This window comes from Kribbella sp. NPDC000426 (assembly GCF_040300265.1).
In the GTDB taxonomy this organism is placed as follows: Bacteria; Actinomycetota; Actinomycetes; order Propionibacteriales; family Kribbellaceae; genus Kribbella.
This window is the reverse complement of sequence record NZ_JBEPDK010000004.1, coordinates 215,912-241,452: the sequence shown is the minus strand read 5'-3', so window position 1 is coordinate 241,452 and position 25,541 is coordinate 215,912. Positions and strand designations below refer to the sequence as shown.

General features: G+C 69.2%; 25 protein-coding genes and 1 riboswitch. Of the genes, 9 read left to right on the top strand and 16 right to left on the bottom strand.

Annotated features, from left to right (window positions below):
- Positions 1-10 precede the first annotated feature (10 nt).
- From ABT313_RS20350 to ABT313_RS20340, 3 genes are all read right to left on the bottom strand, one after another.
- Positions 11-1,075: a prephenate dehydrogenase gene (locus ABT313_RS20350; RefSeq protein WP_350855805.1), complete on the bottom strand. Its 1,065-nt coding sequence runs from the start codon at positions 1,073-1,075 to the stop codon at positions 11-13.
- A 7-nt stretch (positions 1,076-1,082) separates the two neighbouring features.
- Positions 1,083-1,451: a chorismate mutase gene (gene aroH / locus ABT313_RS20345; RefSeq protein ID WP_350855802.1), complete on the bottom strand. Its 369-nt coding sequence runs from the start codon at positions 1,449-1,451 to the stop codon at positions 1,083-1,085.
- A gap of 86 nt (positions 1,452-1,537) precedes the next feature.
- Positions 1,538-2,428: a helix-turn-helix domain-containing protein gene (locus ABT313_RS20340; protein ID WP_350855799.1), complete on the bottom strand. Its 891-nt coding sequence runs from the start codon at positions 2,426-2,428 to the stop codon at positions 1,538-1,540.
- A 65-nt stretch (positions 2,429-2,493) separates the two neighbouring features.
- Between ABT313_RS20340 and ABT313_RS20335 the strand changes: the two genes are divergently transcribed.
- Positions 2,494-3,336 (top strand): phytanoyl-CoA dioxygenase family protein, encoded by an 843-nt coding sequence (locus tag ABT313_RS20335; protein ID WP_350855797.1) that lies wholly within the window; start codon positions 2,494-2,496, stop codon positions 3,334-3,336.
- Here the strand turns inward: ABT313_RS20335 and ABT313_RS20330 are convergent.
- The 8 genes from ABT313_RS20330 to dop all read right to left on the bottom strand — a co-directional run bounded on the left by ABT313_RS20330 (position 3,333) and on the right by dop (position 10,646).
- Positions 3,333-4,175: a bifunctional 5,10-methylenetetrahydrofolate dehydrogenase/5,10-methenyltetrahydrofolate cyclohydrolase gene (locus ABT313_RS20330; RefSeq protein ID WP_350855794.1), complete on the bottom strand. Its 843-nt coding sequence runs from the start codon at positions 4,173-4,175 to the stop codon at positions 3,333-3,335. The genes ABT313_RS20335 and ABT313_RS20330 overlap by 4 nt on opposite strands.
- 19 nt (positions 4,176-4,194) lie before the next feature.
- Positions 4,195-4,280: riboswitch (ZMP/ZTP riboswitch) on the bottom strand.
- Positions 4,280-6,028, bottom strand: coding sequence for a glycoside hydrolase family 84 protein (locus ABT313_RS20325; RefSeq protein ID WP_350855791.1), 1,749 nt, complete (start codon positions 6,026-6,028; stop codon positions 4,280-4,282). It overlaps the preceding riboswitch by 1 nt.
- A 33-nt stretch (positions 6,029-6,061) precedes the next feature.
- Positions 6,062-6,478: a nitroreductase family deazaflavin-dependent oxidoreductase gene (locus tag ABT313_RS20320; protein WP_350855788.1), complete on the bottom strand. Its 417-nt coding sequence runs from the start codon at positions 6,476-6,478 to the stop codon at positions 6,062-6,064.
- A gap of 22 nt (positions 6,479-6,500) precedes the next feature.
- A complete protein-coding gene (locus ABT313_RS20315) occupies positions 6,501-7,109 on the bottom strand; it encodes an NUDIX hydrolase (RefSeq protein WP_350855785.1) in 609 nt (202 codons plus the stop codon).
- Positions 7,106-7,966 (bottom strand): proteasome subunit alpha, encoded by an 861-nt coding sequence (prcA, locus tag ABT313_RS20310; protein WP_350855782.1) that lies wholly within the window; start codon positions 7,964-7,966, stop codon positions 7,106-7,108. Before prcA ends, ABT313_RS20315 begins: the two co-directional genes overlap by 4 nt.
- A gap of 40 nt (positions 7,967-8,006) precedes the next feature.
- A complete protein-coding gene (prcB, locus tag ABT313_RS20305; RefSeq protein ID WP_350855780.1) occupies positions 8,007-8,849 on the bottom strand; it encodes a proteasome subunit beta in 843 nt (280 codons plus the stop codon).
- Positions 8,850-8,857: 8 nt separating this feature from the next.
- Positions 8,858-9,067 (bottom strand): ubiquitin-like protein Pup, encoded by a 210-nt coding sequence (locus ABT313_RS20300; protein WP_350855777.1) that lies wholly within the window; start codon positions 9,065-9,067, stop codon positions 8,858-8,860.
- Positions 9,068-9,125: 58 nt separating this feature from the next.
- On the bottom strand, positions 9,126-10,646 hold the full coding sequence (gene dop / locus ABT313_RS20295; RefSeq protein ID WP_350855773.1) for a depupylase/deamidase Dop: 1,521 nt from the start codon (positions 10,644-10,646) through the stop codon (positions 9,126-9,128).
- An 82-nt stretch (positions 10,647-10,728) separates the two neighbouring features.
- Between dop and ABT313_RS20290 the strand changes: the two genes are divergently transcribed.
- From ABT313_RS20290 to ABT313_RS20280, 3 genes are all read left to right on the top strand, one after another.
- Positions 10,729-11,955: a phosphotransferase gene (locus ABT313_RS20290; protein WP_350857793.1), complete on the top strand. Its 1,227-nt coding sequence runs from the start codon at positions 10,729-10,731 to the stop codon at positions 11,953-11,955.
- A 72-nt stretch (positions 11,956-12,027) separates the two neighbouring features.
- Positions 12,028-12,609, top strand: a complete 582-nt coding sequence (locus ABT313_RS20285) for an RNA polymerase sigma factor (protein WP_350855770.1) — start codon at positions 12,028-12,030, stop codon at positions 12,607-12,609.
- A complete protein-coding gene (locus tag ABT313_RS20280; protein ID WP_350855767.1) occupies positions 12,606-13,382 on the top strand; it encodes a hypothetical protein in 777 nt (258 codons plus the stop codon). Before ABT313_RS20285 ends, ABT313_RS20280 begins: the two co-directional genes overlap by 4 nt.
- Before the next feature lie 4 nt (positions 13,383-13,386).
- Here ABT313_RS20280 and ABT313_RS20275 read toward each other — a convergent pair whose 3' ends face one another.
- From ABT313_RS20275 to ABT313_RS20255, 5 genes are all read right to left on the bottom strand, one after another.
- On the bottom strand, positions 13,387-13,725 hold the full coding sequence (locus tag ABT313_RS20275) for a hypothetical protein (RefSeq protein WP_350855764.1): 339 nt from the start codon (positions 13,723-13,725) through the stop codon (positions 13,387-13,389).
- Between the two features lie 129 nt (positions 13,726-13,854).
- A complete protein-coding gene (gene arc, locus ABT313_RS20270; protein ID WP_350855761.1) occupies positions 13,855-15,600 on the bottom strand; it encodes a proteasome ATPase in 1,746 nt (581 codons plus the stop codon).
- A 69-nt stretch (positions 15,601-15,669) separates the two neighbouring features.
- Positions 15,670-16,638 (bottom strand): tRNA (adenine-N1)-methyltransferase, encoded by a 969-nt coding sequence (locus ABT313_RS20265; protein WP_350855758.1) that lies wholly within the window; start codon positions 16,636-16,638, stop codon positions 15,670-15,672.
- A 40-nt stretch (positions 16,639-16,678) separates the two neighbouring features.
- Complete coding sequence (locus tag ABT313_RS20260) at positions 16,679-17,833, bottom strand: M50 family metallopeptidase (RefSeq protein WP_350855755.1); 1,155 nt, start codon at positions 17,831-17,833, stop codon at positions 16,679-16,681.
- Positions 17,834-17,868: 35 nt separating this feature from the next.
- Complete coding sequence (locus ABT313_RS20255; protein ID WP_350855752.1) at positions 17,869-18,720, bottom strand: intradiol ring-cleavage dioxygenase; 852 nt, start codon at positions 18,718-18,720, stop codon at positions 17,869-17,871.
- Positions 18,721-18,878: 158 nt separating this feature from the next.
- Between ABT313_RS20255 and ABT313_RS20250 the strand changes: the two genes are divergently transcribed.
- Genes ABT313_RS20250 through glpK form a run of 5 tightly spaced genes read left to right on the top strand, consistent with a single transcriptional unit; the run spans position 18,879 to position 25,458 of the window.
- On the top strand, positions 18,879-19,766 hold the full coding sequence (locus tag ABT313_RS20250) for a RecB family exonuclease (protein WP_350855749.1): 888 nt from the start codon (positions 18,879-18,881) through the stop codon (positions 19,764-19,766).
- A gap of 51 nt (positions 19,767-19,817) precedes the next feature.
- Positions 19,818-20,579, top strand: a complete 762-nt coding sequence (locus tag ABT313_RS20245) for an ABC transporter ATP-binding protein (RefSeq protein ID WP_350855746.1) — start codon at positions 19,818-19,820, stop codon at positions 20,577-20,579.
- Complete coding sequence (locus ABT313_RS20240) at positions 20,579-23,101, top strand: ABC transporter permease (protein ID WP_350855744.1); 2,523 nt, start codon at positions 20,579-20,581, stop codon at positions 23,099-23,101. The genes ABT313_RS20245 and ABT313_RS20240 overlap by 1 nt, the downstream gene beginning before the upstream one ends.
- A 59-nt stretch (positions 23,102-23,160) precedes the next feature.
- Positions 23,161-23,919: an IclR family transcriptional regulator gene (locus ABT313_RS20235; RefSeq protein WP_350855741.1), complete on the top strand. Its 759-nt coding sequence runs from the start codon at positions 23,161-23,163 to the stop codon at positions 23,917-23,919.
- 21 nt (positions 23,920-23,940) lie between these two features.
- Complete coding sequence (gene glpK / locus ABT313_RS20230) at positions 23,941-25,458, top strand: glycerol kinase GlpK (RefSeq protein WP_350855738.1); 1,518 nt, start codon at positions 23,941-23,943, stop codon at positions 25,456-25,458.
- The last annotated feature ends 83 nt before the right edge of the window (positions 25,459-25,541 follow it).

Sequence of the window (25,541 nt, the reverse complement as noted above, 5' to 3'; positions counted from 1 at the left end):
GGGGACAGAATTAGCGGTGGACCACCCAGCCGCGGTCGGTCAGTACGTCGACCAGCTGGTCCACGGAGGCCGGTTTGACGGCGAGTTCGACCTCACCGACCGGGCGGCCGGGGCTGTGGTCGATGCGCAGGTCCTCGACGTTGGCGCCGGACTCGGCGGCGTCGGCGAACAGCCTGGCCAGCTGACCGGGGCGGTCGGGGATCGTCACCAGGACCGTGACCAGGTCGATGTGCGGCGTACCGTGCTTGCCGGGCACGCGGACCGCGCCGGAGACACCCTGGCCGAGGATCGCGGTCAGCTCCTCGCCGGCCTCTTCCTTGCCCAAGGCAACGAGGAGGCGGTCGAGCTCGCCGCGGATCTGCTCCAGCAGGCCGGTCAGCGCACCCGAGTTCGCGGACACGATCTGGGTCCAGAGCGTGGGGTCGCCGGCCGCGATCCGGGTGACGTCACGAACGCCCTGACCGGACAGCTCGAGGTGTGACGACGGCGCATCGGCCAGCGTCCCGGCAGCCAGCGCAGACATCAGGTGCGGCAGGTGCGACACCCGGGCGACGCCCAGGTCGTGGTCCTCGACCGACATCTCGACGGTACGAGCGCCGGCCGCCTCGGCAAGCCGGCGTACCAGGTCGACGGCGTCGGGATTGCTCGTGTCGTGCGGCGTGATCGCCCAGGTGGCGCCGTCGAACAGGTCCGCACGTCCGGCGAGCGGACCGTTCCGCTCGGAGCCGGCCATCGGGTGACTGCCGACGTACCGGCTGAGGTCGCCGGTGAGCCGGCGGGCGTCGGCGAGCGGCTTGGACTTCACGCTGGCCGCATCCGTCACGACCGCATCGGTCTGCTCAAGCTGCTCGGCCACCACCGCGCCGACGTGGTCCGGCGGTACGGCGACCACGACCAGCTGCGGCTCGATCTGGACCAGGCGCGAGCCCGCACCGATCCGCTCGGCCATCAGGGCGTTGTCCGGGTTCCCGTCGACGAGCTCCACAACCACACCGAGCCGGGCGAGCGCCAGGCCGATCGACGTACCGATCAGGCCGGTGCCGACGATGCGGACCGGGCCGCGGAGCTCGCTCACCGGGCGCTCACTGGGCGCCGGTCAGATCTGGGCGGAGCGCGGTCGCGCCGTGCAGGTAGACGTGCTGGATCTTGTCCCGGGAGCGCGACGACTCGGTGTGCACCATCAACCGGACCACCCGCGGCAGCGCGTGCGGCACCGGGATCTCCTGCATGCACATCAGCGGTACGTCGGTCAGCCCGATCTGCCGCCCGGCGACGGCCGGGAACTCCGAGCGCAGGTCCGACGTGACGGTGAACAGGATGCTGATCAGATCCTCGTTCTCCAGATCGTTCGCCTCCAGGACCGCCTTCACCAGCTCCGCGGACCGCTCGAGCAGGTGCTCGCGCTCGTCCACGTCCAGCTGGGTGGCACCCCGGATCGCCCGTACCGCCACTTGCTCGCCTCCTCGATGATTCGTTGTCCCAACCCTAGGCCAGGGTAGTCAAGGAGTGGACAGCCGTCTCGGATGCTGCTCGGTCGTCAGCTCTCCAGCAACCGCCGGGCGAGCGGGAGCAACCCGGCCGCCCGGACCTGCGCGAGCGGATCCGACAGCTGGCGACGGCGCCGGAACACTCCTGGCGGGTCGCCGTACGCCTGGGAGAACCGGCGCGAGAAGTGGTACGGGTTGCTGTAACCGCAGCCGGAAGCGATCTCCCCGATCGTCGCGTTCGTGCGCTGGAGTGCCGTGGCGGCGCGCGCCAGCCGGACCAGATCCAGCGCGTACGCCGGTCCGCACCCGTACCGCTCCCGGAAGAGCCTGTGCAGGTGTCCGGCGGACAGGTTTGCCGCGGCGGCCAATTCCTGTACCGGGACGATGCGCGGGCCGGTGGCCCACACGGTCGCGACATGGTCGACGACGCGCTGGACGGCCGCCGGCATCTCCGCACGTGGCGGGCCGGTCGGATCGCCGACGAAGACCTCCAGCATCGTCGCCACGAGCCGATCGCTCAGGCCTCGCACCGGCGCGGCCGCAGTCGCGAGCTCCAGCGTGTAGGCGCACAACTCCGCGAGCAGACCGGGTTCGGACATGGCCCGCACAGGCGGCCAGTCCGCGGGATCGCCGAGCTCGCCGAAGTCCTCGATCTGGAAATGCACGTACGCATGCCGCGACCCGCGATCACAGTCCCAGATATAGGCGTCCCGGTTGCCGCGCTTCGCGAGCGCCACCGTTCCGGGCCGCAGCTCGTGCTCGACCGTCGTCTGCAGCACCCCGACGTCGTCGTACACCTCGGTCCGCCAGAGCGCGGAGCCGTGGAGGATCCAGAGGAGTTCGAAGTTCGGCAGCCAGCGCGGTCCGTACGTCGCTCCGGGGGCGTAGTCCGCGAGCTGCACCAGCGAGTTCACGCTGATCACCGGCGGTCGCGATGTCACGAACAGATAGTAAAGCGCTTGTTCGTGACATTGGCCGGTCCTGCGTGCTCTGCGACGGTTGCTGGATGCACTTCACCGAGATCACCGATGAGCTGGTCGAGGCCTTCGACCGGGACGGCTTCGTCGTCCTCGATCAGGCCATCTCGCGCGACGAGGTGACCGAGCTGCACACCGCGGCCGAGCAGCTGTGCCGCACCGTCGGCCGCGCTCCGGCGACCGAGCCCGCTGAGGATGTACTGCGCAGGCACCTGTGCATTCACCATCCGCACAAGGCATCCGACGCTGCCCGGGCGGCACTGCATGCGCCGCGCGTGGTCGAGACCCTGACCGCTGTGATCGGGCCCAACGTCAAGGCGATGCAGTCGATGTTGTTCATCAAGCCCGAAGGCAAGCCCGGGCAGGCCTGGCATCAGGACGAGTTCTTCATCCCGACCAGGGACCGCTCGCTGACCGCCGCGTGGATCGCGCTCGACGACGCCACCGTGGAGAACGGCTGCCTGTGGGTGCTGCCGGGCTCGCACCGCCGTGGTGTCCTCTATCCCGATCGCGAGCAGGACGACCTCCGCTTCGACTGTACGGTCGAAGCGTTCGACTTCCCGTACTCCGACGACGACGCCGTCCCGGTCGAAGTACCGGCCGGATCGGCAGTGATCTTCAACGGGTACCTACTGCACCGATCACTGCCGAACACCGGCCGGCACGGGCTCCGCCGGGCGCTCGCGAACCACTACATGAGCGCCGAGTCGCTGCTCCCCTGGCAGACCGTGCCGGCCGGCGTACACGTCGGCAAGCACGACTACCGCGACATCGTGATGGTCGCCGGGACCGATCCGTACGCCTACAAGGGCATCGACGACGTCGCCCGGCCGCACTCCCGCCCGGACAAGGACGGCGGCTGCGACCGCTAACCCAGCTGCGCCTCGGCGGCGTCGACCGTCTGCTCGAGCAGGAGCGCGATCGTCATCGGCCCGACGCCGCCCGGGACCGGCGTGATCAGGCGAGCCACCTCAGCCGCTTCCCCGAAGTGCACGTCGCCGACGTTGCCCTCGTTGTACCCGGCATCGACCACGACCGCGCCCGGCTTCAGCCAGTCACCGCGGACGAAGTTGGCCTTGCCGACCGCGGCGATCACCACGTCCGCGGTCCGGACCAGCTCGGGCAGGTCCCGGGTCCGCGAGTGCGCGTAGGTCACCGTCGCGTTCGATGCCAGCAGCAACATCCCGGCCGGCTTGCCGAGGATCGGGCTGCGGCCGATCACGACCGCGTGCGCGCCCTCGAGCGGTACGTCGTACGCCGCGAGCAGCCGCATGATCCCGCCGGGTGTGGCCGACCGGAACCCGGGATCACCGAAGGCCATCGCCGCGAACGACAGCATGGTCACACCGTCGACGTCCTTGCCGGGGTCGATCGCCTCGAACGCGGCCCGCTCGTCGATCTGCGCCGGCACCGGGTGCTGCAGCAGGATCCCGTGCACCTCCGGGTCCTCGGACAGCTTCCGGATCTCCGCGACCAGCTCGTCGGTGGTCGTGTCGGCCGACAGGACGACGCTCCGGGACGCGATCCCGGCCTTCTTCGACCGGTTCTGCTTCATCCGCACGTACGTCGCGGACGCCGGGTCGTCGCCCACGAGCACGGTCGCCAGGCACGGCTGCACGCCGTACCGTTCCTGCACCGCGGCAGCACGTTCCGCCGCCTTGGCCACCATCTCGGCGGCGAGGTCGGTCCCGATCATCAACTCGGCAGTCATCTGCGCACTCCTCGTCCTCAAAGGGTGCCCAGGCGCGCGGCGAAAGCCGGATGGCAGACCGTTCCCCGGTGGTCGTCCACCTCAGCGCCAGTCGCGGTCCGCCCTCAGGATACCGGCCCGCCCGCCTCGCGAACGAACCTGTCGGCCACCCCGTCGGCGATCCGGAGCGGCACCTTGCTGTGCGGCAGGCGGACATCGCGGATCTCGTTCGCCTGCGTGATCAGGTGCTCGATCTCGTCCCGGGCCGTCGCGACGTCCGACTCGTTGCCCTCCGCCTGCGCCTCGAACACGCGCAACGCCTGCCGCAGGGCTCCGCCCCAGTAGAACGAGGCGTCCAGCCAGGAGTCGGTCTCGGCCTCGAACTCCGGGTCGATCACGCCGCTGCGGATCTGCGCAGACGCGTTCTCGATCGCTTCGAGGTACGGCTCCAGGTCGGCGATCGCGCCGGCCAGGTCGCCGCCGTCCCAGGTCGCCTTGAAGGCCGCGAGCTTCGAGGCCAGCACCGGCGCATTGGTCAGATGCAGCTTCCCGTCGTACGTCGTGAGGTCCGCGAACACCTCCAGCGCCGCAATCGTGGCCACGTCTCCCCCGGCACGCTCGGCGATCGCGCGACGCCAGGACGCGTCGGCGTCGTAAGTCGCGGGCTTCCAGCCGAACTCGGCGAACGAGTACAGGGCGAGCTTGCTGGCCGCGGCCTGGTTCATCGGGTTCGAGATCACGCCGACGACGTGCTCGGCGAGGCCGGGCTCGCGGCCCGTGTACGGCGCGAGCAGGATCCGGCCATGGGCATAGTCGTTGACCGGGTAGTTGTCCCAGATCAGGATGTCGTGCCCGAACACCGCCTTCGCCGCAGCTGCTTGTGCGGTCGTGATCCGCTCCGGGACGACCGCCGTACCGGTCCAGTGCACGATCACGGCCGGGTCGAGCCGCTCACGCAGCGCCTGCTTGTACGGCGTCTCCTCGACGTCGTAGTACTCGGTCGGGACCATCTGCAGCGGGGCAACATCCTGCTTGGTCGCGATCCATTCGCGCTGGACGCGGTTGCACAGGTCCGCCTGCGCCGCACCGGCCGCGCCGCCGCCCGTGCCGTACTTCGCGGCGTCCTCGTCGGAGTGCCACTTCTCGTACTCGATGTCGTCGAGCGGGACGTTGAACACCCGGACGCCGAGCGCGTACAGCGCCTCGAACTTCGCGATCAGCGCCTGGAAGTCCTCGTCGGAGGTGTACGCGATCGACAGACCGGGCGAGAGCGCGAAGGTGAGGTCGACCTTGTTGCGCCGGGCCCGCTCGATCAGCTCGCCGAGCTCGGCCAGCTTGTCGGCCGGGTACGGGTCGCGCCACTGCTCGCGGTGGTAGACGTCGTCCTTGGGCGCGTACTGATACGTGTTCATCTTGTGCGCGCCGAGGTAGTCCAGGTGGTCGAGGCGGTCCGCGTGCGACCACGGAGTGCCGTAGAAGCCTTCGATCGAGCCGCGGTACGGCAACGTCGGCCAGTCGCGGATCTCGACGCCGTCGAGATGGTTGCCCTGGACAAGCTGGTCGAGAGTCAGCGCCGCGTAGTACGTGCCGCGGGTGTCGACGCCGTCGAGGACGACGCGGTGGTCGCCGACGGCAACGACGTACCCCTCGGCCGGCAGACCGGCGGCGGGCTCGACATCGAGAGCGGTGCCGCCGATGTGGACCGTCACCACGGCCTCGCCGTCGACGATCGTGGTCACGCCGGCCCGGGTCAGGGTTTCGCGGACGATCCGTTCGGCGTCAGGGTCCGTGGTCGGGCCGTGGACCACGCCGACCGTGTCACCGAGGTCGAACCCGTCCGGGCGAGTGCTGGTCTGCTGAGGCTCAGGGGTCACAGCCCCTATCCACTCAGCGCGCAGGCCTGCTCGTCAAGACGCGCGGGTGAGCTTCAGGACCGGGATCGTGCGGATGCCGGCCGTGCGGATCTCGTACTCTCCGAAGCCCGGGTAGCGCCGCGCTTGCTCGGCGTAGATCCGGTTGCGCTCGTCGCCGGTCAGCTCGCCCACAGTCACCTTGTACGTCTCGGTGCCGACCTCGACAACGCTCTCGCCGGCGGCGACCAGGTTGCGGTACCAGTCCGGGTTCGTGGGAGCGCCGCCCTTGCTGGCGAACACGTAGATGACGGCCGGGTCGTTCTCGTCGGCCAGGTACATCGTCGGGGCGATGTACTCCTCGCCGCTCCGGCGGCCGCGGTGGTGCAACAGCACCATCGGCGCGCCTTCGAAGTTGCCGCCGACCCTGCCGTCATTGTCCCGGAACTCGGTGATGATGTCCGCGTTGCTCATATCGGGTACCTCCGCAGTTGGCTCAAAGAAGTCCTGCGTGGTCCAACGCGAGATAGGCCGCATCGATTCCGGTCATCGCACCCGGAGTACGCAGTTCGGCACGGAACGCGTCGACGCTCAGCTCGACCGGGACGCAGTCCTCGGCCTCGTCGAGCTGTTGTTTGCCGTCCGGGCGGCAGCCGCGCGCGATCGCGACGTACTTGCGGAACGTCGAGGACGCGCCGGACCACTGCCAGCCGACGACGTCGAGCGTCTCGCAGGTGTAGCCGGTCTCCTCCTCGAGCTCCCGGGCGCCGGCGACGGCCACCTCCTCGCCGGGCTCCACCAAGCCGCCCGGCAGGTTCGTGACGACGGCGTCCGGGCCGGCCCGGAACATCCGGATCGTGACGATCCGGCCGTCGGGCGTCAGCGGCAGCACGGTGATCCCGGACGTGATACCTGCCTCGGGACCCATCACGTCCCACTCGACCTCGCGGCCGTCGGGCATCCGGTAGCGCCGCAGCCGGACGGTCAAGAAGCGCTTGAAGCCCGGCTCCTCCCCCAGCAGCTGCCACGGAACCGGGTCGCCGGGCCGAGACGACTCAGCCGCCACGTTGTCGGTGACGGCTGAGGTCTCGCGCTGATCCGTCACAGGGGACGGTTGTCGTCGGGATCTTCCGGCGGCGCGATCGGTGCATCATCCGCCGGCGGGGCGACCGGGGCGTCCTCGGCCGACGCACCGGGCTCTGCGGCGTCGTCCGTCTTGCCCCCGTCGCCATCGCCCGCAGGCTCGGTGGCCTCCTCGGCGGGGCTGGACTCGGACAGGATGCCGGCCAGCGTCTCCTCGGAGATCCGCTTGAACTTGCGCACCTGGCTCCGGGTCCGGTCCAGGACCGCGACCTCGAGCTGGTCCGGGGTCAGCTGCCGGACCTCGGTGCCGTCGTGGCCGAGGGCATCGACCGCGAGCCGGAGCGCACCCGCGAGCGAGATGCCCTCGGAGTAGTGCTCGCCGATGTAGTCCGCGACCTGGTCGGCCGGGCCGCCCATCACGGCGTACCCCTGCACGTCGGCGATCGAGCCGTCGTAGGTGAGCCGGTAGACCTGGTCCTCGGCCGGGGTGTTGCCGATCTCGGCGACCAGGATCTCGACCTCGAGCGGCTTCTCGCCGCCGGAGGAGAAGATCGCGCCGAGCGTCTGCGCGTACGCGTTGGCCAGCGCCCGGCCGGTCACGTCACGCCGGTCGTAGGAGTACCCGCGCATGTCGGCCAGCCGCACGCCGGCGATCCGCAGGTTCTCGAACTCGTTGTACCGGCCGACGGCGGCGAACGCCATCCGGTCGTAGATCTCGGCCACCTTGTGCAGCGCGGGCGAGCGGTTCTCGGCCACGAACAGGATGCCGTCGGCATATTGCAGCGCGATCGCGCTGCGGCCCTTGGCGATGCCTTTCCGGGCGAAGTCCGCCCGGTCCCGCATCAGCTGCTCGGGCGAGACGTAGAAGGGAACGCTCATGAGTCCTCTGTCAGTTCGATCGGGGAGACGGGCAACAGCATCAGGTCAGGGACGTCGCGGCCGGGCCGTCGGGACGCTGGTGCCGTTGGCTCCAGGCCGCGTCGACGAGCGCCGCCACCTCGTCCTCGGGCAGCCGCCGGTAACCGTCCGCGGTGACCACGCCGACCACCGGGAAGATCCGCCGGAGCATGTCCGGTCCGCCGGTCGCCGAGTCGTCGTCGGCCGCGTCGATCAGCGACTGGATCATCACCGTCACGCAGTCGGTCTCGGACAGGTCCTCGCGGTACAGCTTCTTCAGCGCGCCGCGGGCGAACAGCGAGCCCGAGCCGACACTGTAGAAGTGGGTCTCCTCGTACCGCCCGCCGGTCGGGTCGTAGGAGAAGATCCGGCCGCCCTTGATGTCGTGGTCGTACCCCGCGAACAGCGGCACCACGGTCAGGCCCTGCATCGCCATCGGCAGGTTGCCGCGGATCAGCGCGCTGAGCCGGTTCGCCTTGCCGTCGAGGCTGAGCGTCGCGCCCTCGAGCTTCTCGTAGTGCTCGAGCTCGACCTGGAACAACCGGACCATCTCGATCCCGAAACCGGCCGAGCCGGCGAACGCGACCGCCGAGTACTCGTCGGCCGGGAACACCTTCTCGATGTCACGCTGGGCGATGATGTTGCCCATCGTGGCCCGCCGGTCGCCGGCCATGATCACGCCACCGGGGAAGGTGGCCGCCACGATCGTCGTACCGTGCGGGACTTCGCTGGACAGGTCACCCGAACCCAGGGCCCGTCGTCCCGGCAACAGGTCGGGCGCGTGCCCGGCCAGGAAGTCCATGAACGACGAGCCACCTGGGGTCAGGAAGGCTTCCGGCAACCGGCCGGAGGCATCAGAAGTCATCGAGCGGTTCACTCCCCACCCTTTTGCACGAATCCGCGGACGAACTCCTCGGCGTTCTCCTCGAGCACCTCGTCGATCTCGTCCAGGATCGAGTCGACGTCCTCGTCGAGTCGCTCTTTGCGCTCCTGGACGTCCTCCGACGCCTCGACCTGGTCGACCTCTTCCTCGGTCGACGAACGCTTGGGCTGCTTGTGCTGCTGCCCGCCGTCTTTCGCCATGGCACACACCTCCTAGAACCGCTGGAGAGACCGCCCAACCGATCTCTCTATAGCGACCCTACCCGGCAGCGCCCCCAGTAATGGTGCGAACCAGGTCACTGGCGGTGTCGCATTGGTCAAGAAGTGCTCCGACGTGCGCTTTCGTCCCCCGCAGCGGGTCCAGGGTCGGGATTCGCTGCAGTGACTCCTTACCGGGCAGATCGAAGATCACCGAGTCCCAGGAGGCGGCCGCGACCTGCGGCGCGTACTGCTGCATGCAGCGGCCGCGGAAGTAGGCCCGGGTGTCGGTCGGCGGGTGCGCGACCGCCATCCGGATCTCCTCGTCGGTGACGATCCGCTGCATCCGGTTGGATTTCACCAACCTGTAATACAGGCCCTTGTCCGGGCGCAGATCGGCGTACTGCAGGTCGATCAGGTGCAGCTTCGGGTCGTCCCACTCCAGGCCGTCACGGTCGCGGTACTGCTGGAGCAGTTTGTACTTCGCGACCCAGTCGAGCTGGTCGGACAGCTTCATCGGGTCGATCGCGAGCTGGTCGAGGATCTGCTCCCACCGGTGCAGCACGTCCTTGGTCTGCCGGTCCGCGTCGTCGCCGTACTTGTCCTCGACGTACTTGCGGGCCTGCTCCAGATACTCCGCCTGGAGCTGGACGGCGGTGATCTTGCGGCCGTCCTTCAGCGTGAGCAGATGCGTGCAGGACGGGTCGTGGCTGACCTCGTGCAGCGCGGACACCGGGCGGTCGACGCCCAGGTCGTCGGTGAGCCAGCCGTCCTCGATCATCGCCAGCACGAGCGACGTCGTCCCGACCTTCAGGTACGTCGAGATCTCGGACAGGTTCGCGTCGCCGATGATCACGTGCAACCGGCGGTAACGGTCCGGATTCGCGTGCGGCTCGTCGCGGGTGTTGATGATCGGGCGCTTCAGCGTCGTCTCCAGGCCGACCTCGACCTCGAAGTAGTCGGCCCGCTGACTGATCTGGAACCCGTGCGCCGCGCCGTCCTGGCCGATGCCGACGCGACCGGCGCCGGTGACCACCTGACGGCTCACGAAGAACGGCGTCAGGTGCCGCACGATCGACGCGAACGGCGTGGACCGGCGCATCAGGTAGTTCTCGTGCGAGCCGTACGACGCGCCCTTGTTGTCGGTGTTGTTCTTGTACAGGTTCAGCTGGGGGGCGCCGGGGATCAGCCGGGCCTGGCGCGCGCCCTCCATGATCACCAGCTCGCCGGCCTTGTCCCAGACCACCGCGTCGCGCGGGTTCGTGGTCTCGGGAGCGGAGTACTCCGGGTGGGCGTGGTCGACGTACAACCTCGCGCCGTTGGTGAGGATCACGTTGGCCAGGCCGGTCTCCTCGTCGGTGAGCTGGCTGGAGTCCGCCACCTCCCGGCTCAGGTCGAATCCTCGCGCGTCGCGCAGCGGGTGCTCCTCGTCGAAGTCCCACCGCGTCTTGCGCGCGAGCGGCTGCGTCTGTGCGTAGCCGTTCACCACCTGGCTCGAGGTCAGCATCGGGTTGGCCCCGGGCTGGCCCGGCACCGAGATCCCGAACTCGGTCTCGGTACCCATGATCCGCCGAACACTCATGCGAACGAGCCTACGCGGTAAGGGCGACTAAAGGTGTTGCTGTGTCCACAGGGTTACGTGTGAGACTGCGCGCGTGGACGAAATGGTGGCGATCCTGGACGAAGACAACCATGTCACCGGGTCCGTCCCGCGATCGGTGATGCGGCGCGACAACCTGCGCCACTCCGCCACCGGAGTAGTCGTCCGGAATCCGGCCGGTGACATCTACGTGCACCGCCGTACGCCGATCAAGGATGTCTACCCGAGCCACTACGACTTCTCCGCCGGCGGGGTCGTCGCGGCCGGTGAGGACCCCTTCCACGCCGTCGTACGGGAGCTGGAGGAGGAGCTCGGGATCGCAGGTGTCGAGCTGACCCGGTTGCCGGAGGGCGACTACGCCGACGACAACACGCGGTACCACGCGTACCTGTACACCTGCGTCTGGGACGGACCGGTGCGGCACCAGCCGGAGGAGGTCGAGTGGGGTGCGTGGATGTCCCCTGCCGAGCTCGTCGCCAAGATGGACGACCCGTCGTGGCCGTTCATGCCGGATGCGGTCGGTCTGCTCGGTGAGTTCGTCCGGAGTCTGGCGACCATCGGCCAGGGCTGGGACAGCGACGCGTGGATCGAGGGTCCGTGGATCCATCGCTCGCCCCGACGGCCCGCAGTACGGCCACGGCTGCTGGCTGAAGCCACGCTCCTCCCCTGGCTCGCCCCACAGCTGCCCCTGCCGGTCCCGGTGCCTGAGCTGACCGACAACGGCGTACGGCACCTGATGCTGCCCGGCTCACCCTTCACCGACGGCGGTACGGCGATCGGCCGGGCGCTCGGCGAGTTCCTGAAGGCCCTGCACGCCGTGGACCCGGTCGAAGCGGTCGCCCGTGGCGCTCTGGACGCCGCCACAGCGGACGCGGAGAAGGCGACCTTCCTGGAGGACTGCAGGGCCCAGATCGTGCCGCTGCTGCCCGCAGAAGCCCAACCCCGGGCACTGGAGCTCCTGGACCGCGTGGCCCACGTCCGCACGTCCTTGATCCACTGCGACTTCGGCCCCGAGCACATCCTGGTGAGCGACGGCGAGATCACCGGCATCATCGACTGGACCGACGCCGTCATCGGCGACCCCGCCCTTGACCTCTGCTGGCCCCTCAACGGTGCTCCGGCGGCGGTCCGGGGCGGTGTGCTGGAGATCTACCAACCCACCCCCGACCAGGTCGAACGTGCCGCGGACTGGGCTCGTCTCTCCCCCTGGTACGGCGTCCACCGCGGCCTGCTCCTCGACCTGCCCGACGACGTCGCGAACGGCCTGCGAGACATCCTGCACCGGCTCTGATGCAACCGTCCGCGCGGTGGCCGGTCACTAGAGGGTGTGAAGATCACCCTGACTGACGATACGGAGCCGGCCATGGCTACGGGATCCGACCAGGAGCTCTGGGAGCGGTTGCGCATCGGGGACCATTTCGCGCTCGGCGAGCTGTTCGACCGGTACGCGGACGACGTCCGTGCGTTCGCGTTCCGGCGTACCGCCTCGTGGAGTACTGCCGACGACGTGGTCCAGTCGACGTTCCTGAGTACCTGGCGACGGTTCCAGCGCAACCCACCCGGTCCGCTGACCGCTCCGAGCGCCCGCGGCTGGCTGCTCGTCGTGGCCGGCAACGAATGCCAGACCCTGTTCCGGACGGCGAACCGGCTGCGCAACCTGGTCGACCGCCTGCCCACCCCCGCGCCGGACCACGATCACGCGCCCGACGTCGCCCGTCGGCTCGACGACGAACGCCGGATGTCGGCGATCCGTCGTGCCGTGGCCAAACTCCCCCGGCACGAACGCGACACGCTCGAGCTCGTCGTCTGGTCCGGTCTGACGATGACCGAGGCCGCGGACGCCCTCGGCGTACCGGTCGGGACCGTCAAGGCCCGGCTCCACCGCACCCGCCGCCGTTTCCCCGACCTGCTCACCCGGGTCGCCCTCAACGAGGAGCTCTCATGAACACCGATCTCGAACCGCCACGCGTCCCCCCGTTGAGCCCCGCCGAGCGGTCCCGCCTCCGCAACCATGTGATGGACAAGGCGCGGCCCGTCGAGCACCGCCCGAGCCGCCGCATGATCGCCCCGGTGGTCGCCGTCGCCGCCGTCGGCGCCGCGGTGGCCGGCACCCTCGTGATCACCAACCGGGCGCCCTCCGACCCCGGTGTCGCCGGCACCGCGACGGCGGCAGTTCCGACCCCGACAGGCCTTCCGGTCGTGTCCGACGCCGAGGCGATCGCTGCCTACACGGAGTCCTGCGAGCGACGCCTGCACTCGAAGCTCGACCGACCGCTGACGGTGGCTTGGGCACGGCGGGTGCCGGCCGCGAATCCCAGGACCACCGACATCCTGATGGTCGTCAAGGGGTCCGGAGCCTCGGGCGTTGCCACCTGCGTGGTCCCCGCCGGGGGAGGCGGGTGGCAGCGGGATCCGTCGTTCCTCGATGTGCCGACGAAGAAGCAAGGCCTCACAGGCGTCTCCGGCGGCACCTCTTCGGCACCGACGGGCTCCCGGATCTGGACGCTCTACCGGGCCCGTCCCGAGATCGCCCGGATCGAGTCGCGCCTGGTCTGGAAGAGCGTCGTGAGCCCGTGGCAGCGCGGCACCATCGACGACGGTTACGCGTACGCCGACAACCGGGTCACCGCGGTCGTCGACGCGATGTACGTGGAGCAGGAGGTGCGCGCGTACGACGCCCAGGGTCGGCCGGTCCCGGTCGAGCTGAAGACGAAGTAGGGCGTCAGCGGCGGCGGGACATGGTGCGGGCGAAGTTGATGCTGACCAGGCCGATCCAGGCGATCAGCACGCCGAACGGGCCGATCATGCCGGCCGCGATCGCCGTGATCGGGATCGCCGCGACGATCGACACGATCGCCAGTGCCAGTCCCCCGGGATCGGTCTCGCGGCTGGGATGCCGTCGCGGGGCCGGCTCGGGGTACGGGCTGACGCGTCGCTGGACATCCCGGGCATCGAGCTTCTCCAGGAAGCTGTCGATGATCTCGTTCTCGTACTCCGGCCCCAGCTCCTGGCGGGCCGCCACCGCGGCCCGCAGGTCCTTCCGCACCTCATCCGTCGCCATAACAGCAAGCTAGAGCCGCCGCTCCGCCGTACCAATCAGGGAAACCCCCCGATCGCACCGGGTGTTTTGTCTACCCCCTGACGACGAACCGCCCCCGGACCAGCAGGTCCGGGGGCGGTTCGCAGCGTCCTACAGGTACTGACCCGTGTTGGTCGCGGTGTCGATGGAGCGACCCGGCTCGGTGCCCTGCTTGCCGGAGATGAGCGTGCGGATGTAGACGATCCGTTCGCCCTTCTTGCCGGAGATCCGGGCCCAGTCGTCCGGGTTCGTGGTGTTCGGCAGGTCCTCGTTCTCCTTGAACTCGTCCACGCAGGCCTGGAGCAGGTGCTGTACCCGCAGGCCCTTCTGGTTGTCGTCCAGGAAGGCCTTGATCGCCATCTTCTTCGCCCGGTCGACGATGTTCTGGATCATCGCGCCCGAGTTGAAGTCCTTGAAGTACAGGACCTCCTTGTCACCGTTGGCGTAGGTGACCTCGAGGAAGCGGTTCTCGTCGGCCTCGGTGTACATCCGCTCCACCGTGCGCTGGATCATGCCGTCCACGCACGCCTGCCGGTCGCCGCCGAACTCGCCGAGGTCGTCGACGTGCAACGGCAGCCCACTGGTCAGGTACTTCGAGAAGATGTCCCGGGCCGCCTCCGCGTCGGGGCGCTCGATCTTGATCTTCACGTCCAGCCGGCCGGGCCGCAGGATCGCGGGGTCGATCATGTCCTCGCGGTTGGAGGCGCCGATGACCAGGACGTTCTCCAGGCCCTCGACACCGTCGATCTCGCTCAGCAGCTGCGGAACGATGGTGTTCTCCACGTCGGACGACACGCCGGATCCGCGGGTGCGGAACAGCGAGTCCATCTCGTCGAAGAACACGATCACCGGCATACCTTCGGAGGCCTTCTCCCGGGCCCGTTGGAAGACCAGGCGGATGTGCCGCTCGGTCTCACCGACGTACTTGTTCAGCAGCTCGGGGCCCTTGATGTTGAGGAAGAACGACTTCTGCTCGGCGACGCCGGTCTTCTCCGCCACCTTCTTGGCCAGCGAGTTCGCCACCGCCTTCGCGATCAGCGTCTTGCCGCAGCCTGGCGGGCCGTACAGCAGCACGCCCTTCGGCGGCTTCAACTCGTGCTCGAGGAACAGGTCCTTGTGCAGGTACGGCAGCTCGACGGCGTCCCGGATCTGTTCGATCTGGCCGGTCAGGCCGCCGATCTGGGTGTAGTCGATGTCCGGGACCTCTTCGAGCACCAGCTCCTCGACCTCGGACTTCGGGATCTTCTCGTAGACATACCCGGAGCGGGCCTCGAGCAGCAGCGAGTCGCCGCTGCGCAGCGGGATGTCGAGCAGCGGCGACGCGAGCCGCACCACCCGCTCCTCGTCCGCCTGCGCGATGACCAGCGCCCGCTCGCCGTCGGCGAGCAGCTCCTTCAGCATCACCACGTCGCCGACGACCTCGAAGTCACAGGCCTCGACCACGTTGAGTGCTTCGTTCAGCATCAGTTCCTGGCCGAGCTTGAGCGCGTCCAGGTCCACCGACGGGCTCGCCGCGACCCGGAGTTTCCGGCCGCCGGTGAACACGTCGAGCGTGTCGTCTTCGTTCCGTCCGAGGAAGGTGCCGAATCCGGACGGCGGTTGCGCCAGCCGGTCGACTTCCTCCTTCAGGGCGATGATCTTCTCTCGCGCCTCCCGCAGCGTGTCGGCCAGCCGCTCGTTCTGAGCGGTGACACTCGCCAAGGAGGCCTGTGTTTCGGACAGCCTGCTTTCGAGCGACCGGCTGTCTGCCGGGTGCTCGAGCAGCCGCCGTCGCAACGCCGCGACTTCGGCCTCCAGGTACCGGACCTGGTTACGCAGTTCTGCCGCGGTAGGACTCTCGTCTCCAGCCACGATCATCACCTCACCATGTGGGGCTCGACCCTATGGACCTTACCCAGAAAACCTCGCCGGGCAAGCTGAATCCCATCACGTGTCGGTTGCGGATGAATCAGTTGCCTTCGGCATGTCGCCGGTTGATTCCGAACGGACCTCTTCGCGACGGGGTCCGAGGTAATCGTCGCCATACGCACCGGGCGCGGGGCGCCGCTTCTTCCGGGGTGCCTGCACCCCGTGCGCCATCCTTCGTGCTGTGACCAGGAAGGCGGTGTGACCTTGCATCCGGTGGCCCGGACGAACCGCAAGACCTTCTACATGCCAGTCTCGCACGAGAGACTCCCACGCGCGCGGCTCGGTGAACTCACCGTGTGCCCTCAGCGTCTCCACGAAGCGGCTCAGCTGCGTCGTGGTAGCCACGTAGGCGCAGAACACCCCGCCGGGTGACAGCGCCTCGGCGACGACGTCGACGCACTCCCACGGCGCCAGCATGTCGAGTACGACGCGATCCACGTCCTGCTCGTTGAGCTTCTCGACCAGGTCGCCGACCTCCAGCCGCCAGGCCGGGTGCTCGCCGCCGAAGAAACCGGTGACGTTCTTCCGGGCGACCTCGGCGAAGTCCTCCCGGCGCTCGAACGAGATCACCTGTCCGTGAACCCCGACCGCCCGCAGCAACGCCGTGGTCAGCGCGCCGGAACCGGCCCCCGCCTCGACCACCTTGGCGCCCGGGAAGATGTCGGCCATCGTCACGATCTGCGCCGTGTCCTTGGGGTAGATCACGGCCGCGCCGCGCGGCATCGACACCGAGTAGTCGGCCATCAGCGGGCGCAACGCGAGGTACTCGACGCCGCCCTTGGACCTGATCACGACCGCGTCCGGGCCGTCGATCAGGTCGTCGTGCGCGATCCCGCCCTTGGTGGTGTGGAAGATCTTCCCGCGCTCGAGGTTGACCGAGTGGCGGCGGCCCTTCGAGTCCTGCAGGGTGATCCACTCGCCCTCCTGCAGCGGTCCGTGATGGACCCCGGAGTACGCCTGGTCGGGAAAGTCACGCAAGTCAGCCATAAGGCGCTCACCTTAACTTTCGGTCACCGCAACCGAGTAATCAGCGCGAACGGAACGCCTTTTCGACGTCCGCGGTCGCGAGCACGCCGTACACCGCGCCGCTCGCGTCGAGGACCAGGTACTCCGAGGCGGGGTGCTCGCGCAACGTGGCGAGGATCTCCTCGCCGGTGTCGTTGACGCCGATGATGTGGCCCGCGCCGATCGCGGTGGAAACCTCGCTCACGGTGGTCCAGGGCCGCTGGTTCGGGGCGACCGCCGCGACCGCGGTCTCCGACACGAGCGCGTGCGGCTTGCCGTCGCCGTCGATCACCACGACCGCGCCGGCCTGGGTCTGACCCGCCAGCCGGACCGCCTCGGAGATCGGCGTACCGGAATGTACGGCGACTGCGCGGCGGGCCAGCGTCCGGACCTGGAGGCTGGGCAGCTTGCGTCGCAGCCGGGCCTGCATCAGCGACGCCGTCGAGCCGCTCCACAGGAAGAAGCCGACCAGCAGCGCGATGATGAAGTCGATCATCGACGGTTGCCAGCCCCAGATCTCCTCGAGCAGCACCGGCACCGCCAGCACCGAGATCGCCAGCAGCCGCCCGGCCCACGCGGCCACGATCGTGCCGGTGTGCATGTTGCCGGTGATCTTCCAGACGATCGCGCGCAGCACCCAGCCGCCGTCGAGCGGCAGACCGGGCAGCAGGTTGGTGACGCCCACGATCAGGTTCGCGATGCCGAGCTCCCACAGCGCGACGTACCCGACGCCCTCGTCGAAGGCCCGGGACCCGAGGTACGCGAGCCCGCCGACGACCAGCGACGCGATCGGGCCGACCACCGAGACGGCGAATTCCTCGAGCGGTGACTTCCGCTCGCCCTCGATGTGGGTGCCGGCTGCGAAGAAGCCAAGGTTGATCTCGGAGACGCCGATGCCGAACCGCAGCGCCATCAGCGCGTGCGCCAGCTCGTGGACCAAAATCGACAGCGTGAACGCGACCACGAACGCGAACGCCGCGGCGTACCGCCAGCCGCCGAGCTCGGGGAACTGCTGGCCGATGATCGCGGCGAACCCGACCGCGAGCAGCATCGCCACCGGCAGCCAGGTGAAGCGCATCGTCAGCCGGATCCCGCGGACACGACCGAGCACCCAGGTCCCGGGCGGTGGCGGGCCGGCCGGCTGGGCTGGATTCTGGGGATCACGCGTGTCTGGCATCAACCCAAACCTACTTGGCCGACGGTAACTCCGTGCTACACACCCACCGTGAGAGTTGCGGTGTACCCCTGATCGACATCTCCGGTGACGGTGGCGAGCTGATGTACGCCGTCGTCGTCGCCGAACACGTTGTCGTTCTCGAGCGAGGTCCGGCTCAGGTTCTCCGCGCTTCCGTCGTACCCGTTGGCGGCGTAGACAGCGCTGCACGCGTCCTTCGGGAGGGCCAGTTGCGACGTACGCGTGATCTGCCCGGCCTTCGTCGCGTCGTCGATGCTGGAGTAGACCTCGAAGTGGATGTGCGGCCAGCGGCCTTGGTACGCCGCAGGGAAGATCGTGGTGAACGTGACCTTGCCGGTCGCGTCTGCTGATTGGACTCCTCGGAGGTAGTTCTCCTCGGTCGCGCCGTCGGAATACAACGAGTAGCGGCCTTGGGCGTCGCAGTGCCAGAGGTAGATCGCGGCGCCCTCGAACGGGCTGTCCTTGTCGGCGTCGAGGACGGTCAGCTCGACGGACAGCGGTACGCCGGTCGCCTGGCCGGATGCTGTGCCGAAGGACCTGGTGATGTCCTTGCGGACGATGCCGGACTGGTTCAGGACGTTGGGCCCGTTGGAGCCGTCGCCTGGGAACGGACCGCCGGTCTCCTCCGGAATCTCGTCGACGGCGCGGCCGGACGACGCCGTGCTGCTCGTCGGCGTGCCTCCGGAGGTCGGCGTCGTGCCGGTGGCCGGGGTGGTGCCGGTGGCCGGCGTGGTGCCAATGGCCGGCGTGGTGCCAATGGCCGGGGTGCCGGCGTTCGGCGCATCCTGCGACGGCAGCCAGGCCGGCGCCGGCCACGACGCCGAGAAAGCGGCGGCGCCGCAGCGTCGCGAGGTCGTACCCCAGCCCACGATCGTGGTTCGGCGGCGGCTGCTCGGGAGGCGTCATGCGTCCAGGATGGCAATCGCGGCCGATAGCGGGCCGAAAGGCGGCTGGGAGTTTGCTGGGTTTTCCACAGGGCGGAGTGGGGTGCGCGCGAAGTGTCGGTAGTTGTGCCTAGGGTTTCGGTATGAGCGTTGCAGCCGCAGTCGATCCGCACGAGCACTCGCGTGGGGCGTTGTCGCCGTCCCGGGCGGCGGATTTCATGAGCTGCCCGCTGAAGTACCGGTTCCGGGTCGTGGACCGGCTGCCGGAGAAGCCGTCGGCCGCTGCCGTGCGCGGGACCGTCGTCCACGCCGTGCTGGAGCGCCTGTTCGACCTGCCGCGCGGCGAGCGGACGCTGGAGCAGGCGGCGGAGATGCTCGAGCCGCAGTGGGAGCGGATCCTCGAGGAGGAGCCCGAGGTCGCCGAGCTGTTCGCCGAGGACGCGAGCGGCGAGGAGCTGGCGAAGTGGCTCGCCGAGGCACACCAGCTGCTCGGGAAGTACTTCACTCTCGAAGACCCCAACGCCCTCGAGCCCGCCGAGCGCGAGCTGTATGTCGAGACCGCCCTGGAGTCCGGTCTGGTGCTGCGCGGGTACGTCGACCGCCTGGACGTCGCGCCGACCGGCGAGATCCGCGTGGTCGACTACAAGACCGGTCGCTCGCCGTCGGAGTTCTTCGAGGCCAAGGCGCTGTTCCAGATGAAGTTCTACGCCCTCGTGCTGTGGAAGCTGCGCGGTGTCGTCCCGGCCATGCTCCAACTGGTGTATCTGGGCAACGGCGAGATCGTCCGCTACGTCCCCGACGAGGCCGACCTGCGCGCCTGCGAGCGCAAGGTCTCCGCGCTCTGGATCGCGATCACCCGCGCCCTCGACTCCGGCGACTGGCGCCCCAGCCCCGGCCCGCTGTGCGACTGGTGCGACCACAAACCCCTCTGCCCCGCCTGGGGCGGCACACCCCCGCCCCTCCCGACCCGCTCGGTCGAAGAGGTAGCCGCCGAATCAGCCGGCATCGACCTGATCACAGTCGACGGCTGATCCCCCACCTCCACCCCGCCGGAGGAACCCTCGGTCGATACCGTTCGTCGCATGGGCGTGGCTGATGCGGCGGTGCGAGCGGTCGGGGTGTGGAAGGTGTACGGCGGTGGGCAGACGCAGGTGGATGCGTTGGCCGACGTGAGTGTGGAGTTCGGGAAGGGCCGGTTCACCGCGATCATGGGGCCGTCCGGCTCCGGGAAGTCCACGTTGCTGCACTGTCTGGCCGGGCTGGACAAGCCGTCGGACGGGAAGGTGCTGCTCGGTGACGTCGACCTGACCACGCTGCCCGAGAAGCAGCTGACCCATCTGCGCCGGGACCGGATCGGGTTCGTCTTCCAGGCGTTCAACCTGGTCCCGACACTGACCGCGCTGGAGAACATCACGCTTCCGCTCGACCTGGCCGGGCGGAAGCCTGATCAGGAGTGGCTGACTACGGTCATCGACGCGATCGGCCTCAGCGACCGGCTGAGCCACAAGCCGGCCGAGCTGTCCGGCGGCCAGCAGCAGCGCGTCGCCTGCGCCCGCGCCCTCGTGTCCCGCCCGGACGTGGTGTTCGCGGACGAGCCGACCGGCAACCTCGACTCCCGCTCCTCCGCCGACGTCCTCGACTTCCTCCACCGCTCCGTCCGCGACTTCGGCCAGACGGTCGTCATGGTCACGCACGACCCGAGCGCCGCGTCGTACGCCGACCGGGTGCTGTTCCTGGCCGACGGCACGCTGCAGTCCGAGCTGCTCGACCCGACCGCCGAGTTGGTGCTCGACACGATGAAGAAGCTCGAAACGGCCCTGCCTGCCGAACACGTGGCCGGCTGATGTTCCGGCTCGGCCTCCGCTCGGTCCTCGCGCACCGGCTCAGATTCGTCCTGTGCACGCTCGCCGTCACGCTCGGGGTTGCGTTCGCCGGCGGCGCGATGGTTTTCACCGACACCCTGTCCCACGCGCTGAAGAAGAACTTCGCGGTCAGTACGGCGGATATCACCGTCACGCCGGCGTCCCCGGTCGAGACCGGCACCGACCGCCCCGCGACGTTCCAGTCCGAGGTCGCGGACCGGGTCGCCGCCGTGCCCGGGGTGGCGAGCGCGATCCCGCAGCTGATGGTCAGCGATGTCGAGATCCTCGGGCCGGACGGCAAGAAGGTCGAGAACTACGGACTGACCAGCTTCGGGGCCGCCTGGCCACGGGACGCGGCGAGCGCGCCGTTCAAGCTGGTCGACGGGACCCCGCCGTACGGCGGCAGTCAGCTGGCGCTCGACGAGTCGACGGCCAGTCGGGCCGGCTACGACATCGGCGACCAGGTCAGGATCGTCACGCCGACCCAGGCCCTCACCGCGACGCTGACCGGCACCACTACACCTGCCGTTGCAGGTGCCGCGGCGGGCGCGCCGCTGGTCACCTTCGACGGTGCGACGGCTCAGCGCCTGCTGCTCGGCAAGGCGGGCTGGACGTCGGTCACCGTCGCGCTGAAGCCGGGAGCCGACCCCGATACCGTCAGCAAGGCGATCGCCACGACGATCGGCGACTCGGTGAAGGTGCGGACCGCGAAGCAGGTCTCGGCCGACGGGCAGCACGACCTCGACACCACCTTCGGCGGCTTCAGCACGGTGCTCGTGCTGTTCGCCTGCCTCGCGTTGTTCGTCGGCACGTTCCTGATCGTCAACACGTTCGCGATGGTCGTCGCACAGCGGTCCCGCGAGCTCGCGATGCTGCGGGCGATCGGCGCATCCCGCGGTCAGGTCACCAGCTCGATCGTCGCCGAGAGCGCCATCATCGGCTTCCTCGGCTCGACGCTCGGCCTGTTGATCGGCATCGGCGTCGCCGTCGCGATTCGCTTCACGTACGAAACGCTCGACCTCCGCATCCCGACCGCGTCGCTGCAGGTCACCCCGACCACGATCATCGCCTGCTACGTGATCGGCACCGGCGTCACGATCGCCGCCGCGGCACCGGCTGCCCGTCGCGCGGGGAAGCTCCCCCCGATCGCCGCGATGCGCGACGACGTCTCGGTACCGGAGCGCTCGCTGCTCACCCGGATCCTGATCGGCGGCTTCGTCCTGCTGATGGCCGTCCTGTTCTACGCGATCGGCCTGAACACCGGCGGCCTGCCGGGCGTCGTACTCATCGTCCTCGGCGCCGGCACCGCGACCATCGGCATCGTCATGCTCAGCCCGCTGCTCAGCCGGTACGTCGTCCGCGCGCTGATGTACCCGTTCGGCCGCAAGGCGCCGGTCACCCTCGGCCGCCGCAACGCCGAGCGGAACCCGCGCCGTACGTCGGCCACCGCGTCCGCGTTGATGATCTCGGTCTCGCTGATCAGCGGCCTGATGGTGATCGCCGCGTCGGCGAAGGCGTCGATCAACCAGAACATCGCCGACGCGCTCGGCACCTCCCAGATCCTCGTCACCACCGACGGCACGCCGGCCTTCAGCCCCCAGGTCGGCGACCGGACGGAGAAGGTCACCGGCGTACGGTCCGTGCACCGGGTCCGGACGGAGACCGGCAAGGTCGGGAAGACGAACGTGCAGGTCACCGGTGTCAGCGACGGCACGCTGGACGGCCCGATCACGACCAAGTTCGACTCCGGCTCCGCGGCCGCGCTCGGCTCCGGCCAGGCGCTCCTCCCCCGCAACCTCGCGACCACCCTCGGCGTCACTGTCGGCAAGACCTTCGAGGTGGCCACTGCGAACGGGACCCACAAGCTGACCGTCGGCGGGATCCTCGCACCGAACCGGCAGCTCAACGCGGTGATCGTCTCGCTGCCGACGTACCAGACCATCGGCGGCGCGACCAGCGACAACCTCCTGTACGTCGAAGTTGCTGATGGCAACCAAGTGGGTCGGGTCCGGGCCGGCATCCTCGGCCAGTTGACCAAGGACTACCCGTCGATCCAGGTCCGCGACCAGCAGGCGTACGCCGCGGCGGCCCGCGAACCGGTGAACGGCGTACTTGCGGCGGTCGGCTTCCTGCTCGTGCTCGCGGTTCTGATCGCGCTGCTCGGCATCGTGAACACGCTCGGGCTCGGCGTGGTCGAGCGGACCCGGGAGATCGGCCTGTTGCGGGCGGTCGGGATGGACGCGCCGCAGCTGAGCCGGATGCTCCGGGTCGAGTCGATCGCGATCACGATGCTTGGATCGCTGCTGGGCTTGGCACTCGGTGTCGGTGTCGCGGCCGCGATCCAGTCCGCGATGGTCGACAACGGCCTCAACGTCCGCGACATCCCGGTGCTCCAACTGGTCGCCGCGGTGGCGGCCGCGATGCTGTTCGGCGTACTCGCTGCGGTCTGGCCGTCACGCCGCGCGAGACGGCTCAATGTGCTGCGGGCAATCGCTGCCGAGTGAGCACTGCAGTGAACTTCTGAGGTGAAGCCATACCAGTGATTCACAGGTAATCTGCCGTTGTGCCGGGGACTGTGCAGTCGATCGAGCGGGCCGCGGCGGTGCTGCGACTTCTCGCCGCCGCGCCTGACGGGCTGGGGGTCGCCGACCTCGGCAACGCCCTCGGCCTGGCGAAGACGACCGTGCACGGAATCCTGCGGACCCTGCACCAGGTCGGTTTCGTCGAGCAGGATCGCAGCGGCGCGCACTATCACCTGAGCGACGCGTTCGGCCGGCTCGGCGAGAGCTACCTCGATCCGAACGAGCTCCGCAGCCGTGCGATCAACTGGGCCGACTCGCTGGCGTCCCGCAGCGGCGAGGTCGTTCGCGTCGGCCGCCTGGTCGAGGGCAAGGTCGTCGTGGTGCACCACGTGTTCCGGCCCGACGACAGCGACCAGGACCTCGACGTCGGTACGACGCTGCCGCCGCACGCGACTGCGCTGGGCAAGGCAGTGCTCGCGTACGACGCCAGCGGCGCCTCTCGGCCGCGGGTCCTCGAAGCGTTCACCACGAGGACGATCACTGATCCAGCTCGGTTGGCCGAGGAGCTCGCGGCTGTCCGAGCCCGCGGCTGGGCCAGCGAGTTCGAGGAGCACACGGTCGAGCTGGCGAGTATCGCCGCCCCGATCCGCGGCCTGGGCGGCTTGGTCGTCGGTGCCGTCGGCCTGGCCGGCCGGGTCGAGCGCATCTGCGACAGCCGCCTCCGCCACCGCGCCGACCTGGTCACGATGGTCCGCGCCACCGCCGAGGCCATCGCCCGCGACCTCCGGGCGGAAGCATGACTGTGATCGGGGGGTGGGGAGATGGCTGAGCAGTATGTGGCTGCGGTGGATCAGGGGACGAACTCGACGCGGTGCATCCTGTTCGATCGGCGCGGGCGGTTGGTGTCGGTGGCGCAACGTGAGCACCACCAGCTGTTCCCGCGGCCGGGGTGGGTGGAGCACGACGCCGGCGAGATCTGGAACAACGTCACCCGGGTGGTGCCCGCGGCGATCAAGCAGATCGGCGCCTCGCCGTCCCAGATCGTTGCCATCGGCATCGCCAACCAGCGCGAGACCAGCCTGCTCTGGGACCGGCTGACCGGCCGGCCGATCGGGCATGCGGTGACCTGGCAGGACACCCGGACCGACCGGCTCGTCACCGAACTCGCCGGCACCGAGGGCCCGGACCGGTTCGCGGAGTTGTGCGGTCTCCCGCTGACGACGTACTTCTCGGCGCCGCGGATCAAGTGGATGCTCGACCACACGCCGGGGCTGCGGCAGCGCGCGGAGCGCGGCGAGATCCTGTTCGGCACGATGGAGAGCTGGCTGATCTGGAACTTCACCGGCGGCGCGAAGGGCGGGCTGCACGCCACCGACGTGACCAACGCGAGCCGCACGATGCTGATGAACATCGAGACGCTCGAATGGGACGATCGGCTGCTCGAGGCGTTCGACGTACCGCGGGCGATCCTGCCGGAGATCCGCCCGTCGTCCGGGGTGTTCGCGACCGCGACCGAGGTCCTGCCCGGGGTCCGGATCGGTGCCGCGCTCGGCGACCAGCAGGCTGCCCTGTTCGGTCAGACCTGCTTCAGCGCCGGTGAGGCGAAGTGCACGTACGGCACCGGTTCGTTCCTGTTGCTGCACACCGGGCAGGAGATCGTCCGGTCGAAGCACGGGATGCTGACCACGGTCGCGTACCAGATCGGTGACCAGCCCGCGTCGTACGCGCTGGAAGGCTCGATGGCGGTGACCGGGTCGCTGGTGCAGTGGTTCCGGGACGGGCTCGGGATGATCCACACCGCGGCAGAGATCGAGACGCTGGCGCGCACGGTGGAGGACAACGGCGGCGCGTACATCGTGCCGGCGTTCTCCGGCCTGTTCGCACCGCACTGGCGCAGCGAGGCGCGCGGCGTGATCGCCGGGCTTACCGGGTACATCACCAAGGGCCATCTGGCGCGTGCGGTCCTCGAAGCGACCGGCTTCCAGACGCTCGAGGTCGTCGACGCGATGAACGCGGACTCCGGGATCGCGCTGACCGCACTCAAGGTCGACGGCGGGATGACCGCGAACAACCTGCTGATGCAGTTCCTCGCCGACCTGCTCGACGTTCGCGTCGTACGCCCGATGGTGACCGAGACCGTCTCCCTCGGCGCCGCGTACGCCGCCGGCCTGGCCGTCGGGTACTGGCCCGACCTGGAAGGGCTGCGCAGCAACTGGCACCGCGCCGGGCAGTGGATGCCGCACATGGATCCGGCCCGCCGCGAGACGGAGTACGCGAACTGGCAGGCCGCCGTCCAGCGGACCTTCAACTGGATCCGGCCCGAGGACCAGGAGCTTTAGCAACCCTTTCGGGCAGGGGCGAAGAGTGTCAGCCGTGATGTGGCTGTCAAACGCTTGATACACCGGTTGCCTAGCGTCCTGAG